The sequence below is a fragment of the Tautonia marina genome (genome assembly GCF_009177065.1).
Taxonomy (GTDB): Bacteria; Planctomycetota; Planctomycetia; order Isosphaerales; family Isosphaeraceae; genus Tautonia; species Tautonia marina.
On the sequence record NZ_WEZF01000009.1, the window covers coordinates 109,733 to 123,870 of the forward strand.

Genomic DNA, 14,138 nt, shown 5'->3' on the forward strand with positions numbered 1-14,138 from the left:
CCACCGTTCGGCAATCCTGTTCCGGCAACCGCTCGACGCCCGCAATCCGCCTGGCCCTCCTCGCTCAGACGATCCGAGCCCCATCATGTTCTCACACGTCTTCGCACTGACCCTGATCACCCTGACCGGCCTCGGGACCGAATCCACCTTCCAGGTCGAGATTCAACCCCTCGACGATCCCAACGCCGCGCCCGTCCTCACGGTCGTTGTCGAAGACGACCGCGCCACGCCTGACCAGCCTCTTCCGTTGCCCGTTCGGGTCATCCTGACCGCCGCCGACGGCAGCCATCCCGACGCATCGGGCCGAGGCACCTATGCCGATGGCCGATCGTTCGCCGAGGGTTCTTTCACCATCGAGGTTCCTCCCGGCCCGCTCGCCATCACCCTCCGCAGCGGACCGAATTTTCAACCGCTGGAAACACAACTCGACCCCCGACCGGGCACTCGGACGGTCTTTCGCGCCCGATTGCATCGCTGGTTCTCCCCCGAATCGCTCGGCTGGTACGGCGGCGATCATCATGTCCACGCCCAGCACGATGCCTCGGCTGCCGTCCGCACCAACCTGGCCTACACCGCCCTCCAGGCCCGCGCCAACGGCCTGAGCTTCGTCACCGAAGCCGGTTCGAATGTCGATTACTCCAACCTCGATCAGCTCTCCACCCCGGACTTCCGCCTCAGTTTCGCCCCTGAGCTTCGCCCCGGCCCCTTCGTCGGCCACCTGAACACGCTCGGCATCCACGAGCCGTTGCCCGCCGACCTGCTCACACAATTCGGCAATCAACCCTTGCCGGTTCAGGCCATCGTTGATGCCGCCCACCACCGGGGCGGGGCGGTCATCCACACCCACCCGTTGACTCCTCCTCATCAATTGCACTGGATGGGTGCCGCCGAATTCCTCTCCGACGCCGTCCTCGGTCGAACCGCCGACGCCCTCGACCTCGACGGCCAGGCCACCGAGCTGCTCTGGGCTACCGGGCTGAACCTCGGCAATCGCGTCGCCGCCAGCGCCTCGACCGACGCGGCCCTCGGGCGGGTCCGAACCCCTTCCCCCGGTGATCGCCGCGTCTACGTTCAGGCGGCCGAGCCCTCCTCTCCGGCGCTCGTCTCGGCCATCCGCAACGGCCGCACCTTTGCCACCAACGGCGGCCCGGTCTTCCCCTACCTGACGATCGACGGTCGAAGCCCTGGCGACCCTTTGCCCCACGGCGCGGCCGCTCGCCAGGTCCGGGCCGAGATCCACAGCCTCCATCCCCTCCGATCGGTCCAGTTGCTCCGCCGCGGGGTTCCGGTCGAATTGCTCGACACTGCCGGTCCCCGCGACCGCGTCGTCCTGACCACCACCGTTGAGGGCTCCTCCGACGCTCCCGACTGGTTCGCCCTCCGAGCCGAGGACGAGCGAGGTCACTGGGCCATAACCAGCCCCGTTTTCGTCGGCCCGAGGCCCGACCCGGCCACCGTTCCCGCCTCGGCCATGATCCTCCAGATCAGCAACGCCACCCGATTCATCGAGCTTCGCCGGCAGTTCTTCGCTCACCTGATCGTCACCTCCTCGCTCGGCGATCCGCTCCGCGCCGTCGAACTGCTCCGCGATGGCGAGGTCGTCCACCGCGTCACCCCCGCGATGGGCAACCTTCGCCACGAAGGAGCAGTCCCCGTCACCGGCCTCCGAGGCGAATATGGCCCCGGCGCCGTCTGGGCTCCCTCCCCCGACACCCCGCTCCATCTCCAGGCCGACTGGCCCATCGACGAGCCCGGCTGGTACGCCCTGCGAGCCACCACCGCCAGCGGTCGAACCCTCCACTCCGACGAGCTTCGCTTCGACGGCCCGACCGGCGCCAGCCGGGCCACCTCCGTCGCCCACCTCGATGGCCCCGGCACCCGCCTGGTTCACCACGGCCACGGCGAGGAGATGCCGCTCGACGCCATTCACCTCCCCTTCGAGGGGGATCACTGGTGGTTCCCCGAGCGAACCTTCTGGCGCATGACCGCGACCTTCGACGAGCATTCCCGCACCCTCGTCGGCGGCTCGAATCCGGGCGCCGACGCCCTCTTTCGATCCACCGCTCCCTGACCTTCCGTTCCTCCCTCGCGACAAATCGCGACGACCACGAGTCCCCGTGCCCCGCTCGATTCCGGCCTCCTCGATCGGTTCCGGGGAACCTCTTCCGCTTCCGGGGCACACTCCGTACGATCGTTCCGGAACCTCGTTTCGGAATGGCATGCTGATGCATGCGAATACGCGTATTCGATTCGCTCCTGCACGCTCCCCCATGCTCGTCCGCAGGGATGAGGATTCCCCGCACGCGCCCCCCGACATCCCCCGCCAAGGACGTTCTCCATGCAAACCGCTCTGTGGTTCGTCGCCGGCCTCGTCGCCCTGGTCGCCGGGGCCGAGGTGTTCGTCCGGGGGGCCTCGTCCCTGGCGGCGGCCTTGCGGATCTCCCCTCTCGTCATCGGCCTGACGGTCGTCGCCTTCGGCACCAGCGCTCCCGAGCTGGCCGTCTCGCTCCAGGCCGGTTACGCGGGCCAGGCCGACCTGGCGCTCGGCAATGTGGTGGGCAGCAACATCTTCAACGTCCTGTTCATCCTCGGCCTTTCCGCCCTCATCACCCCGCTGGTCGTCGCCGTGCAACTGATCCGGCTCGACGTCCCCTTGCTCATCGGCGCGTCCTTCCTGTTGTTCGGCCTGGGGCTCGACGGGCTCATCGGCCGCATCGACGGCATGGGTCTGTTCGCCCTGATTCTCATCTATACCGCCTGGCTCGTCCGCCAAAGCCGCAAGGAAGGACTCCAGGTCGAGCAGGAGTTCGCCAGGGAATTCGGGTCGAGCGAAGGCCGGTCGAAGGCCGGTCAGCTCGTGCTTCAGGTGGTGCTGATGGTCGTCGGCCTGGCCCTGCTGGTCATCGGGTCGCGGTGGCTGGTCGAGTCGGCCGTCACCTTCGCCCGCGTGCTGGGGGTCGGCGAGTTGATCATCGGCCTCACGATCGTCGCCGCCGGCACCTCATTGCCCGAGGTCGCCACCTCGGTCATCGCCAGCATCCGGGGCGAGCGCGACATCGCCGTCGGCAACGTCATCGGCAGCAGCCTGTTCAACATCCTCTGTGTCCTGGGACTCTCAGCGGCCATCTCCCCCGAAGGCGTCACCGTTCCCTCCGCTGCGCTTTGGTTCGACTTGCCCGTCATGGTGGCCGTAGCGGTCGCCTGCCTTCCCATCTTCGTCAGCGGTCACCGAATCGCTCGCTGGGAAGGGGGGCTCTTCCTCGCATACTACGTCGCCTATACGGCACACCTCATCTTCGCCGCGACCGAACCCGACTGGCTCACGCCGTTCCGGCTCGTAATGGGAGGCTTCATCATCCCCCTGACGGTCATCACCCTTGCCGTCGTCGCCGTCCGCGAGTGGCGAGGCCGCGCCGCCCCCGCCACGTAACCAACCCTCCCCCTCTCCTGCGTCAGATGGGGAGTCCGCGGCCGATGGCCGGGTGATTCAGACGCCGCCAAAACCAACCGCAACATGCACATGGGAAATCCTTCCCTCGCTCCCAACGTAATACCCAATCAAACCATCCCCCCACGCATCATAGGAACGCCGTCGCCGATCTCGACTCCTGGATTCCGGCCAAAACATGGGAACCTTTTGACGGCAACCACCCGGCCGGTCACAATGGCATCATCCCGTTGCGATTGCCATCCGCCCCGAACTCGCGCACGCAAAAAGGATGATCCCGATGAGCCCCCCATACACCTTCTTCGCCGATCTGAACCAGGAATCCATGCCGCTCGAAGACGGCATTCTGAGCCGCACCATCCATCAGGATGATCGGAGCAAGGCCGTTCTCTTTACGTTCGCCGCGGGGCAGGAACTTTCCGAGCACACCGCCTCGACGCCCGCCATCCTCCAGTTCATCTCCGGAGAGGCGGCCCTGACCCTCGGTTCCGAAACGCTCGACGCCCGCGCCGGCACGTTCGCCCACATGCCCGCCGGCCTCACTCACGCCATCCGGGCCAATACCCCCACGGTCATGCTCCTCCTGCTGCTCAAGGGAGCATCGGCCCCTCCCGCCGGTTCGTAAACTCGTCACCCCTCCCGGCCCCTCGATGTGTCTCCCGCAATCGCCAGCCGAGCGTACCCCATGTCCGACGAACCACCACGCGACCCGAGGACCTCCCTCCCCGAACCGACCCTTCGCCCCGACCCCGCCTCCCCGTCGCGCCGCCCCCGATGGCAGGTGTTCTTGATCCGCGTCCTGGGGCTCGTCCTCCTCCTGGTTGTCATCTGGCTGGTCCTCGCTTATGTGATTCTCCCGGTTCTCTGGCGGCATTACGAGCACCACCCCATCATGGAAGACGCCCCCAAGGTCACCCGGACCGCCCAGGGGATTCCCGGCGACCCGCTCAACGTCGGCCTGATTGGTTCCCGGGAGGAACTAATCCGATCCATGCTCAATTCCGGATGGTTTGCCGCCGATCCGATCACCCTCCGATCCAGTCTCGGCATCGCCCAGAGCGTCCTGCGCAACCGTCCCGATCCCGATGCTCCTGTCAGCAACCTCTACCTGTTCGGCCGCAAGCAGGACCTTGCCTTCGAAAAGCCCGTGGGCCAAAGTGCCCGGCATCGCCACCACGTCCGGTTCTGGGAGTCCTCCGACTACGGCCGCGACGGAATCCCCCTCTGGATCGGAGCGGTCACCTACGACCAGAGTGTCGGTCTGAGCCGCCGCACCGGCCAGGTGACCCACCACATCGGCCCTGACATCGACGCCGAGCGCAACGGTCTCATCGCCGACCTTCAATCGCACGGCTGGCTGACCGAGGAATTCCAGGTCACGGGGGTCGGGCCGACCCTCTCCGGTCACAACGGTGGCGGCGACCGATACTTCACCGATGGCGAGTTGACCATCGGCCTCCTTGCCTCGACCCCTCGCCCCGACCGATCACCCACCACCCTGGAAAACCCCACCGCCATTCGCATCAAGGATCAACTCTGGTCGGTCATCCGCCCCCTCTTGCAGTCCCTCCCTGGCCCTCCGGGTCAGGATGCCCCTTCGATCCCCAGCCGTTGACCTGCCGAGCCACCGACGACCCCCTCGGCTCTCCTCAGCAATCGACGGTCAATCCTTCCCGGCTGGCCCATTCCTTCATGATCGACACGCACGACTCATCGGGGTCTTCATTGCATTTCATGCTGGCTTGAACCACCGTTTTGGTACTCGGATCAACCTCAATGGTCGCCAGCCTGCGCCGGCCCTCCGGCCCTTCCAGGCCCAGCGACCAGATGGTCGAGCGCCGCTGGACGCAAAACTCGGTGTACGTAGCCACGCAATGCTTCATCGCCTTTCCCTCGGCGGCCAGGTCGTCGCTGTCGAGCAACTCTCGGATCGTCCACGCCTGCGCCTCATCCTCCGGTCGCCGGTATTCCCCAATCTCCGAGCGGTTCCACGCAAACCGTTTGCGCACCGGAGCCTCCGAACGCTGCTCGGCCTTCCACTCCGTCGCTCGCCGCAACAACGACGCCACCGTACACCCCTTGATCGACAGGTCCGGCCGGGGCGGATCGATCGAGATTTCCGTATCCTCTCCGATAATCACCGTTCGTTGCCGATACTTCTGATCGTGCAAATACTCAACAATCGGATCGATCGACGCCACATCGAGCCCCCTCGTATTGAGAAACAGGTGGATCACCGACCTCCAGAACGCCTCGGCGAAAAACTCACGACTCAGCCGGGTCGAGGCAATCCCCGTCGCCAGTGCCTCCGATCCTCCCAGCCCTCTCACCTCCGCCCATCGCAGCGCGAACCCAGGCTCAAGGTGCGCCGGCGCCTGCGAAAACTCATGGGCCATCCGCTTCGTCAACCGGATCGGAAATCCGGCCGTGCGCAAACTTCCCCCCATCCCCACATGACAAAACCAGTGCTGCTGCCGATACCCCCACCATCCCGGCTCCGCAAACCAAGCCGAATTCAGGACCGGCGGCACCGGGTACTTTGCAAGCAGATGGTGCGCGAGCGACCCGAAGACCGATCGCGTTCCGCCCTCCTTCGGCTCCCAATCCTCCACCGGCCTGAGCCACGACCGGCGAAACCCCAGCAGCGCGAGCAATCCTCGCATCAGCCGTTGCAACGCCTCGGCATCGACTTGCCCCGCAAAGCAAGCCGGACGCAGCAGGTCCGATCGCCCTTGAATTGTCCAGACAAACTGGGCCAATGCCCTCCTCGCCTTTACCCCTCCCGCCTCGGAACGGGCCAGACGAATCGCCTCGTCAATTCGTGATTTTGCAAATTCTCGATACGACCGTGATGCAGACATGGCAATGCGCTCGGTGAATTCCCCAGGATCAGTCCGGACGACGAACGACGCCACGTCGCCGTCACGGCCGGAACAATTCCCCGGAGCGAGCGCGGCGGATTCAGGTGGCGAATTGTGCAATCGGGTACGATGTCGCAATCAACGTGATGAGGAACGTCTTCATCGCAATCTCCTGTTCAAGGGACCAATCGGTCTCGCCTCGCTGCCCAAAGACACCCCGACCCGGTTCCAGGTTCGCCCTGCGCATGCGAGAGTTCGGCATCTCGCCCGCATACCCCGCACCCAGAGACTCGCCATGACCGCGTCATCATTATCCCGCGATCCGTTCATGCAAGCCGCGATCGACGAGGCCCGGCTCGGACTCGCCGAGGGGGGCATCCCCATCGGCTCCGTCCTGGTCCTCGACGATCGCATTGTCGGCCGAGGCCATAACCGCCGCGTTCAGCAAAACAGCGCCATTCTCCACGCCGAGATGGACGCCATCGAACACGCCGGCCGGCTCAAGGCAAGCGACTACCGTCGGGCCGTGCTTTACACCACCCTCAGCCCTTGCCCCATGTGCTCGGGAACCGCCTTGCTCTATCGGATTCCCCGCATCGTCATCGGTGAAAACCGCACTTTCCAGGGGCCGGAGGACCTCCTCCGCGATCAGGGGGTCACCCTCGACATCCTCGACGACCCCGAATGCGTTCGCCTGATGGAAGACTTCATCCAGGCCCACCCCGACCTCTGGAACGAGGACATCGGCGAGGACTCCGGCGCCTGACCTCCTGACCGCTCAACCCAGCCGGATCTCCGACCGAACACCCCTCACATCCATCTCATACTCAATGCCCACGATCGGTGGGCGGCTATAAAACCAGCGGACCCCGTGAATCGCCGCCGCTCCCATCCGCTTCAGAATTACGTCCGGCAGCAGCTCCACCGCCGGATGAACCGTGTACACATCCGCGGCGGTCACCCCGTCCCAACCCACCCCCAGCCCTCGGAGGCGCTCCTCCATCAGGTCCATCACGAACCTCGCCTTCTCGGCAATCGCATCGGCATCGGTTTCGCCCCGCCGAACAATCGCCGACTCTTCCAAGATCCCCTCGGGCAGTTCTCCCGCCCCGGCCACCACAAAGGTCGGCGGCAGCGATCGCTCGCACGCCCTGGTATACGAGAATCCGTAGAACGACGGCGACTCGGGCGCTTCGACCTCCGGAGCCACGTTGGTCCTCGCCACCGGATTCACGTCGCCCACGAACACGCCCCACTCATTCAAAACCGCTGCATACGACGCATTGAACGCCGCAAACCCGTCGAAGCTGAACGGCCGGGGCGATCGCAGCTCGATCCCGCACACCGCCGTCACCGGCCGACCTTCCTGCGCCAGATGTTCCCGAATCCGTGCGAATCCCTCCGTCTCGGGCAACGGACGCTCCAGCGTCACATGCACAATCTCGAATCCTTCAGCCGAGACAACCCCTCGCGAGTACGGTGCAATTCCCGGCAATACGCGATACCCGCCGGTTGGATGGTTCAGCAATGACATGAGCAACGGTTCCAGGCTGAGACGACACGGGCCAGTCGAGGAACCCGCTCGGCTCCTCGTGCTCGCCAAGTCTACCCCGATCCCGTCTCCCCGTCAGCAGACGCCCCACCCTCAACACGCAGGCCCCCGCCAGGCAACCACCGCGCTACCCGAGCATTCCCAGCACCGGCTCCCCATCGCTCGCTCGATGCTGCCGACCCAGCCGATCCGTAATCAGTGTCGCCGGCTCGATCCCGAGCAGGTGCAGTACCGTCGCCTGAAGATCCGGCGGCGACACGGGCGAATCGACCACCTCTCCCGCGTGCGCATCGGTGGCACCAAACACGGAACCACCCCGAACCCCGCCACCGGCGGCCAACACGGTATAGGCGTGCGGCCAGTGGTCTCGGCCGTTGCCGTCGGTCGCCGCGTTCATCACCACCTGACCCACCCGGGGCGTCCGGCCAAACTCCCCCATCACCACCACCAGCGTTTCCTCCAGCAACCCCCGCGCCGAGAGGTCTTCCAGCAACGACGAAAGAGCCTGATCCAGGGGCGGGAGCAGCCGATCGCGCAGCGAACCGAAGTTGTCTTGATGCGTGTCCCAGAACGGCGATTTCACATCGCTGCCGTCATCGTGCCAGTTCACCTGCACCAACCGCGTCCCGGCCTCGACCAGTCGCCGAGCCAGCAGCAACCCCTGACCAAACGGGTGACGACCATACCGCTCCCGGATCGGCTCGGGCTCCTCGTTCAGCCGAAAGGCCCGCCGAACCCCCGTCGAGCCGATCAGGGCAAACGCTCGCTTCACCAGTTGATCGCGCACCTCTCCCTGTGCCGCCAGATGATCGAGCCGCGCATCGAGCCGCGCCAGCAACCGCTTACGCCCCTCGATCCGACCCGGCCCAACCTCGGCCGGCATCGTCATCACATCCGGCTCAAAGTCGAGCCCCTCCGCCGACGACGACCGGACCAGCCACGGATCAAACGCCGATCCCAGAAATCCGCCTCGCTCCCCCGCATACGCATCGGGCAGATCGTTAAATCGGTTCCAGCGCGGCAGCGTCACCGCGGCCGGTGCCCCGTCGGCCCGAGGCGCAAGATGACTGATCAGGGCCCCCGGTCCGGGAAAATCCTCTGGTGTCGGCGGCGCATCCAGATCGGGACGTGAGTGCTTCTTCCCCGTCAGCATGTAATACACCCCCCAACCATGACGAGGGTGTTCATGCCGCATCGACCGGATCAAGCAGAAGTCCTCCGACCGCTTCGCCAAGCGAGGAAGATGCTCGCACAGATCCATCCCCGGCGTCGCCGTCGCAATCGGCCGAAACTCCCCCCGAATCTGCTCGGGAGCCTCGGGCTTGAGATCATACATGTCGATCTGACTCGGCCCGCCGAACAGATAAATCAGCACACACGACTTCGCCCGGCCAAAGCTCCCCGGCGCAGCCGCCGAACACTCCCCCCGACCCAGCAGTTGGGGCAGGCCCAACCCCAGGGCCGTCAGCCCCCCAATCCGGAGGACGTCACGACGTCGGGGACCATCACACGCCCGATGTGAGTTGCCGAGGATGCGAAACATATCCACGCACCTTACCGAGACAACACGCCCCGCACAACCGCCTTGAATCGCTCACCCCGACCTCAACCGCTCCGCCGCCGCTCGGGCAAAATAGGTCAACACCCCATCGGCACCCGCACGTTTAAACGCAAGCAGGCTTTCCATCATTGCCCGGTCGCCGTCGAGCCAGCCCCGATCCCCCGCCGCTCGGATCATCGCATACTCGCCGCTCACCTGATAGGCGTAGGTCGGCAGCCCAAATGTTTCCTTCACCCGATGCACAATGTCGAGATACGGCATGCCCGGCTTGACCATCACCAGATCCGCCCCCTCGGCCACGTCGAGCGCCACCTCGCGCAGGGCTTCATCGCTGTTGGCCGGGTCCATCTGATAGGTCTTCTTGTCCCCCGACCCCAGGTTCCCCGCCGAGCCGACCGCGTCTCGAAACGGGCCGTAAAAGCTCGACGCGTACTTGGCCGCATAGGCAAGAATCTGCACCTGCTCAAACCCCGACGCATCCAAAGCCCGGCGAATCGCCCCCACCCGACCGTCCATCATGTCGCTCGGCGCGATCACGTCGCAACCGGCCTCGGCCTGCACCACCGCCTGGCGGCACAGCACCTCGACCGTCTCATCGTTCACCACATACCCCTCGCGCACCAGGCCGTCCTGCCCGTGGCTCGAGTACGGATCGAGCGCTACGTCGCAGATGATTCCCACGCCGCTCACCTGCTCCTTGACCGCTCGCACGGCCCGGCAAACCAGGTTCTCGGGGTTGACGGCTTCCTCGGCTTCCGGTGTTTTCAAGCTCGGATCGGTCGCGGGGAAGATCGCAATGGCCGGAATCTTCAATTCGGCAGCCAGCGCCGCGGCCTCCACCAGTTGGGGAATCGCCAACCGTTCCACCCCCGGCATCGACGGCACCTCTTGCCGCGCTCCCGGCCCATCGAAGACGAACAGGGGCCAGATCAGGTCATTCACGCTCAGGTGATGTTCCGCCACCAGCCGCCTCGACCAGTCCTCCCGTCTCACACGGCGAGGGCGGGTGGTCGGGTACTGACCGGGGTTGCTGGGCAGTCGGGGTCCGGGCATGGGATTGTCTCGTGAGCAGGAAGCCGCATGATCCGTCGCGCTCCATTCTAGCCCCCCCTCTGCCTCCTCATCCACCGCTCCGCTCATTCGCCATCGAAAGCGTCCCTCGAAGCGCGGCCTCCCTGCCGGCGCTTGAGGTCCACATCATCACACGTCACCACATTAGACACAATCATACAAACCGATTAGACCGCCACAAGATCATCCGCTCGCGACCGCTTAACCCGCTTCCGGGCCATCACGCCCGCCAGGCCGGTCAGGCCCAGACCAAGAATGATCACGCTGCTCGGTTCCGGAATCGTCCCCAGGTCCCCTCGAATGTCCGAGGCGACGATCCGGAAGTTATCCATCGCCGCGTAACCCCCATCCAGCAGGTCAATTTGAATCGTCACCTTGCCATTCGTGGATTGCGAGGCATTCAGCGGCAGCAAGATTGTCGTCCAGTCAAAGACCGACCGCGCCGAGGCCGTCCCCGACGCCTCAATCTGATCCAAAATCGTCCCGTTGCCGAACAAGCCGTTCGCTCCCGAGGGGTTGTCATAGAGCGTGAACCGGAAGACCGGCACCGCCCCCGGCGACACAAAGGGACCACCCCAGGCGCTCAGGTCGATACTCGATACCGTGAGCTGGAAATTCAGGTACTGGCGGCCCCCCGTGTCGAACGAAAGGCCCAGCAAATCGTTCTCATAGCTCGACAACATCCCCAGCGTGTAGTTGCCTCCGATCCCCGACGGGTCGGAGTAGCCGGTCCCAAACGCCTGGTTGCCGGTAATCAGCAACGTTTCGACCGTGTTTCGCTGGGCAAACTGAAAGCCGGGCGGCTGATCGCCATAAAGCTGATTCACCTGCCGGAAAATATTCACATCCGCCCCATCGTTCCGGAAGTTGGTGGGGTTCTCAAAATCCTGCACATACAAAATTTCCGCCGATTCTGCCGAGCACGCCAACCCCAGCACCATCACCACACCGAGCAGCGTGCCGAACCTTTTGGAATCCATGATGTCTGTTCGCCTCGAACAAAAGAATCAGGAAGGGGGGGGAACCACGCAGCGAGAGGAGAACGAACCTCCCTCATTCGTTCTAACGATCGCAATGAACACGCCTCCGTGCTCGCTCGCTTCGTTCTCCCGCCCTGATCACAGAAATCCCCTCGATCCTCGCCCGAAAACCACCCAACCTTCCCGATCGTTCGATTTTTCCACAATTAAGCCTCTTCCCATTCCCGATGATCTTAACGGAGGAACCAGTCTCTCCCGCCTCCGAACCAATACCCAAGCAATCACCCATTGAATCACCCCCTTGAGCTGGAGTTTCCCTCATGGCCGCCGCCACCGTGAAGCAACAGATCGCCAACCGCCTGAACGCGCTCCTGTCCACCGGCCCGAAATCGAACGAAGGCAAGGACCGATCGAGCCAGAACGCCCGGACCCACGGCCTGTCTCGCCTCGGCACCCGCCCCCCCGCCGATCTGGCCGCCGCCATCGACGAGCGAACCAAGCTCTGGCGCGAGGACTACCGACCCCTCGGCCTCGCCCAGCAATGGCACTTCGATCGCCTCTGCGCCGAGTCGGTCCGCCTCGAATTCTGCGAGGCCCGCATCTCCGCCGCCCGCGCCGAGCGGGCCCAGCGCGCCTCCGAATCCTGGGACGACGACCAGGCCGCCGCCATCGCCAGGGAGGCCGCCGCGCTGTCCCATCGCCCCGAGGTCATCCAGCCTCGCCTGCTCCAGTCGCGCCACGGCGTCCTCTGGCTTCTGGAGCGCTGGGACGAGGTGCTCGACTCCCTCAACCGTCACGAAGGCTGGACCCGAGACACCTGGAACCTCGCCCTCGACCTGCTCGGCGTCTCGATTCCGGCGCGAGACGGTTCCGGCCCCTGGGACCTCGACCCCGAAGACAAGACCGAGGCCCCCGGCCTCGACCTCGTGGCCCGATCGACCGCCGCCCTCCGCGAGCGCCTCGACGACTCTCTCAACGCCCGAGACGAGCGTGCCCAGAGCAACGCCGCGCTCGGCCTCGATGCCGACGATCCCCCCGCCCTCCGCCTCCTCGAACGCTACGCCGCCGACGCCCGACGCCGCATCCTTCACGCCTCCAATGAGTTACGCCGCCTTCAGGCCCTCGACGCCCGTGCTTCGGCCACGCCCCAGCATCCTCCCGGCCCCCGACCCGAGCGTGCCTCTCGCCCGCAGCATCCCGAGCCAACCGCCGATCCGGCTCCCCGCTCAGCGTCGATCGACGCGCCCTCCGGCCCCCCGATCGCCCCGCCCTCACCGGCGCGAAACGAACCCGTTGCCGTGGCCTCCTCGGCCCCCGAGTCCCGAGGCGGCGCGCTCCGAAACGTCCTGCCGAACCGTTCCGCGACGCTCAATCGCCGTGCCCGACGAGCCCTCGCCGCCGCGGCCCGGCGGTCCTGAGCCCGCTTCCTCTTCATGATTCGAACCGCGGGGCCTCACTTCGGGTTCCCCAGCGTTCGCCGTCCGCGCCGGGGCTGTCACTGGCCATCGGCTTGACGCTTGGAACCTCGACCGAGAACAATATGGCCGCTTGCCCGACCGTCCCGCTCTTCGGCATCCCCGATCGCTCCCGTCTCCAACCTCAACGAAGGCCCGCCGATGCCCCCCGTGCCGACCTCCCGCCGCCTCGACCTCAAGGGAGTGCTCGGGGTCACGCTCTGCTGTGCCCTCTGGGGAGGCAACGCCGTCGCCGTCAAGTACTCGGTCCCCGACATTCCTCCCTTCGGCTGTGCAGCCTTCCGGTTCCTGATCGGCTTACCGGTGGTCGCCTCGGTCTGCCGGATCATGGGCCAGCCGATGTGGGTCGAGCGGCGGCACACCAGGCTCCTGATCGCGCATTCCCTGATCACCGTCCTGCAAATCGGCACCTTCAACCTGGGCACCGGTCTGAGCCTGGCCGGCCGGTCGTCAGTCTTCATCAACGTACACCCCTTGATCGTCGCCCCTCTGTCGTGGCTCTTGCTCGGCGAGCGGCTCGGAAGGCAAGGCGTCATGGGCCTGATCGCGGCGGCCCTCGGGGTCACCGTCCTGCTTTCCACGGCCGTTCAGGCAGGCGGCAACCTGACCGGAGACGCCATCGTCCTGCTCTCCGGCATGATCTTTGGCGCCCAGACGGTCGCCCAGAAGTGGACCTTTCCCATCATCCGACCGGCCACCTTGCTGTTCACGCAGTACGTCCTGGCCATCCCCATGTTCTTCGCCATCAGCGCGGTCTTCGAGGGGTTCGACACCTACCAGTTCACCCCCGGCGCCCTCTGGGGCCTGCTCTATCAAGGGCTGGCCGTCTCGGGGGTGGTTTTCACGGTCTGGATGTTGCTGCTCTCCCGATACCCGGCCAACCGGATCGCCACCCTTGCCTTTATGACCCCGCTGTTCGGCATCGCCGCCGGCACCCTCGTCCGGGGCGAGCCCTTCCGCTGGGAACTGGTGGTCGCCGGCGTTCTGGTCGGCTGCGGCATCTACCTGGTCTCCCGAGAGCGGTTCGAGCACCGCCAGTCCCCCGCGCTCGCCCTTCCGGGAGAAGACGCCCCTTAACCCTTCCCGGCGATTCTTGGAGAAACAAGGGACTAGCCCCAGGCCTCCTGGCGCCTTCTGATAGCAGAGGGGAACCCCGCGTTCTCTCCCGAGCCGCCGACGCGGCCCGAGGG

The 14,138-nt window shown here is 65.5% G+C and carries 12 protein-coding genes; 7 read left to right on the plus strand and 5 right to left on the minus strand.

The window, feature by feature from the left end:
- Window positions 1-85 precede the first annotated feature (85 nt).
- The 4 genes from GA615_RS27435 to GA615_RS12550 all read left to right on the plus strand — a co-directional run bounded on the left by GA615_RS27435 (window position 86) and on the right by GA615_RS12550 (window position 5,063).
- Window positions 86-2,071, plus strand: a complete 1,986-nt coding sequence (locus tag GA615_RS27435; RefSeq protein WP_161602308.1) for a CehA/McbA family metallohydrolase — start codon at window positions 86-88, stop codon at window positions 2,069-2,071.
- A 267-nt stretch (window positions 2,072-2,338) separates the two neighbouring features.
- A complete protein-coding gene (locus GA615_RS12540) occupies window positions 2,339-3,430 on the plus strand; it encodes a calcium/sodium antiporter (protein WP_152051648.1) in 1,092 nt (363 codons plus the stop codon).
- Window positions 3,431-3,728: 298 nt separating this feature from the next.
- Window positions 3,729-4,073: a cupin domain-containing protein gene (locus tag GA615_RS12545; protein WP_152051649.1), complete on the plus strand. Its 345-nt coding sequence runs from the start codon at window positions 3,729-3,731 to the stop codon at window positions 4,071-4,073.
- 60 nt (window positions 4,074-4,133) lie between these two features.
- Window positions 4,134-5,063, plus strand: coding sequence for an LssY C-terminal domain-containing protein (locus GA615_RS12550; protein ID WP_152051650.1), 930 nt, complete (start codon window positions 4,134-4,136; stop codon window positions 5,061-5,063).
- A gap of 34 nt (window positions 5,064-5,097) precedes the next feature.
- Here the strand turns inward: GA615_RS12550 and GA615_RS12555 are convergent, their stop codons facing one another.
- On the minus strand, window positions 5,098-6,309 hold the full coding sequence (locus GA615_RS12555) for a PcfJ domain-containing protein (protein WP_152051651.1): 1,212 nt from the start codon (window positions 6,307-6,309) through the stop codon (window positions 5,098-5,100).
- Window positions 6,310-6,604: 295 nt separating this feature from the next.
- On the opposite strand from GA615_RS12555, the gene GA615_RS12560 reads away from it, so the two are divergent.
- Window positions 6,605-7,075: a nucleoside deaminase gene (locus GA615_RS12560; protein WP_152051652.1), complete on the plus strand. Its 471-nt coding sequence runs from the start codon at window positions 6,605-6,607 to the stop codon at window positions 7,073-7,075.
- A 12-nt stretch (window positions 7,076-7,087) separates the two neighbouring features.
- Here GA615_RS12560 and cnbZ read toward each other — a convergent pair whose 3' ends face one another.
- From cnbZ to GA615_RS12580, 4 genes are all read right to left on the minus strand, one after another.
- Window positions 7,088-7,843: a 2-amino-5-chloromuconate deaminase CnbZ gene (gene cnbZ, locus GA615_RS12565; protein WP_152051653.1), complete on the minus strand. Its 756-nt coding sequence runs from the start codon at window positions 7,841-7,843 to the stop codon at window positions 7,088-7,090.
- A 145-nt stretch (window positions 7,844-7,988) separates the two neighbouring features.
- Complete coding sequence (locus GA615_RS12570) at window positions 7,989-9,404, minus strand: DUF1501 domain-containing protein (protein ID WP_152051654.1); 1,416 nt, start codon at window positions 9,402-9,404, stop codon at window positions 7,989-7,991.
- A 51-nt stretch (window positions 9,405-9,455) separates the two neighbouring features.
- Window positions 9,456-10,475: a porphobilinogen synthase gene (gene hemB / locus GA615_RS12575; protein ID WP_152051655.1), complete on the minus strand. Its 1,020-nt coding sequence runs from the start codon at window positions 10,473-10,475 to the stop codon at window positions 9,456-9,458.
- Window positions 10,476-10,660: 185 nt separating this feature from the next.
- Entirely contained in the window at window positions 10,661-11,473 is an 813-nt protein-coding gene (locus tag GA615_RS12580) for a PEP-CTERM sorting domain-containing protein (RefSeq protein WP_152051656.1), read from the minus strand.
- Between the two features lie 320 nt (window positions 11,474-11,793).
- Between GA615_RS12580 and GA615_RS12585 the strand changes: the two genes are divergently transcribed.
- Both GA615_RS12585 and GA615_RS12590 read left to right on the plus strand, forming a co-directional pair.
- Entirely contained in the window at window positions 11,794-12,891 is a 1,098-nt protein-coding gene (locus GA615_RS12585) for a hypothetical protein (RefSeq protein WP_152051657.1), read from the plus strand.
- 198 nt (window positions 12,892-13,089) lie between these two features.
- Window positions 13,090-14,025 carry a DMT family transporter gene (locus GA615_RS12590; protein WP_152051658.1) on the plus strand — a complete coding sequence of 312 codons (936 nt, stop codon included), beginning with the start codon at window positions 13,090-13,092 and terminating at the stop codon, window positions 14,023-14,025.
- Window positions 14,026-14,138 lie beyond the last annotated feature (113 nt).

What these genes read in the sequence shown, in the direction of transcription:
- GA615_RS12590 (WP_152051658.1), top strand. Translation starts at nt 13,090, where the DNA reads ATGCCCCCCGTGCCGACCTCCCGCCGCCTCGACCTCAAGGGAGTGCTC.
- cnbZ (WP_152051653.1), bottom strand. Translation starts at nt 7,843, where the DNA reads ATGTCATTGCTGAACCATCCAACCGGCGGGTATCGCGTATTGCCGGGA.
- GA615_RS27435 (WP_161602308.1), top strand. Translation starts at nt 86, where the DNA reads ATGTTCTCACACGTCTTCGCACTGACCCTGATCACCCTGACCGGCCTC.
- GA615_RS12545 (WP_152051649.1), top strand. Translation starts at nt 3,729, where the DNA reads ATGAGCCCCCCATACACCTTCTTCGCCGATCTGAACCAGGAATCCATG.
- GA615_RS12555 (WP_152051651.1), bottom strand. Translation starts at nt 6,309, where the DNA reads ATGTCTGCATCACGGTCGTATCGAGAATTTGCAAAATCACGAATTGAC.
- GA615_RS12580 (WP_152051656.1), bottom strand. Translation starts at nt 11,473, where the DNA reads ATGGATTCCAAAAGGTTCGGCACGCTGCTCGGTGTGGTGATGGTGCTG.
- GA615_RS12540 (WP_152051648.1), top strand. Translation starts at nt 2,339, where the DNA reads ATGCAAACCGCTCTGTGGTTCGTCGCCGGCCTCGTCGCCCTGGTCGCC.
- GA615_RS12570 (WP_152051654.1), bottom strand. Translation starts at nt 9,404, where the DNA reads ATGTTTCGCATCCTCGGCAACTCACATCGGGCGTGTGATGGTCCCCGA.
- hemB (WP_152051655.1), bottom strand. Translation starts at nt 10,475, where the DNA reads ATGCCCGGACCCCGACTGCCCAGCAACCCCGGTCAGTACCCGACCACC.
- GA615_RS12560 (WP_152051652.1), top strand. Translation starts at nt 6,605, where the DNA reads ATGACCGCGTCATCATTATCCCGCGATCCGTTCATGCAAGCCGCGATC.
- GA615_RS12550 (WP_152051650.1), top strand. Translation starts at nt 4,134, where the DNA reads ATGTCCGACGAACCACCACGCGACCCGAGGACCTCCCTCCCCGAACCG.
- GA615_RS12585 (WP_152051657.1), top strand. Translation starts at nt 11,794, where the DNA reads ATGGCCGCCGCCACCGTGAAGCAACAGATCGCCAACCGCCTGAACGCG.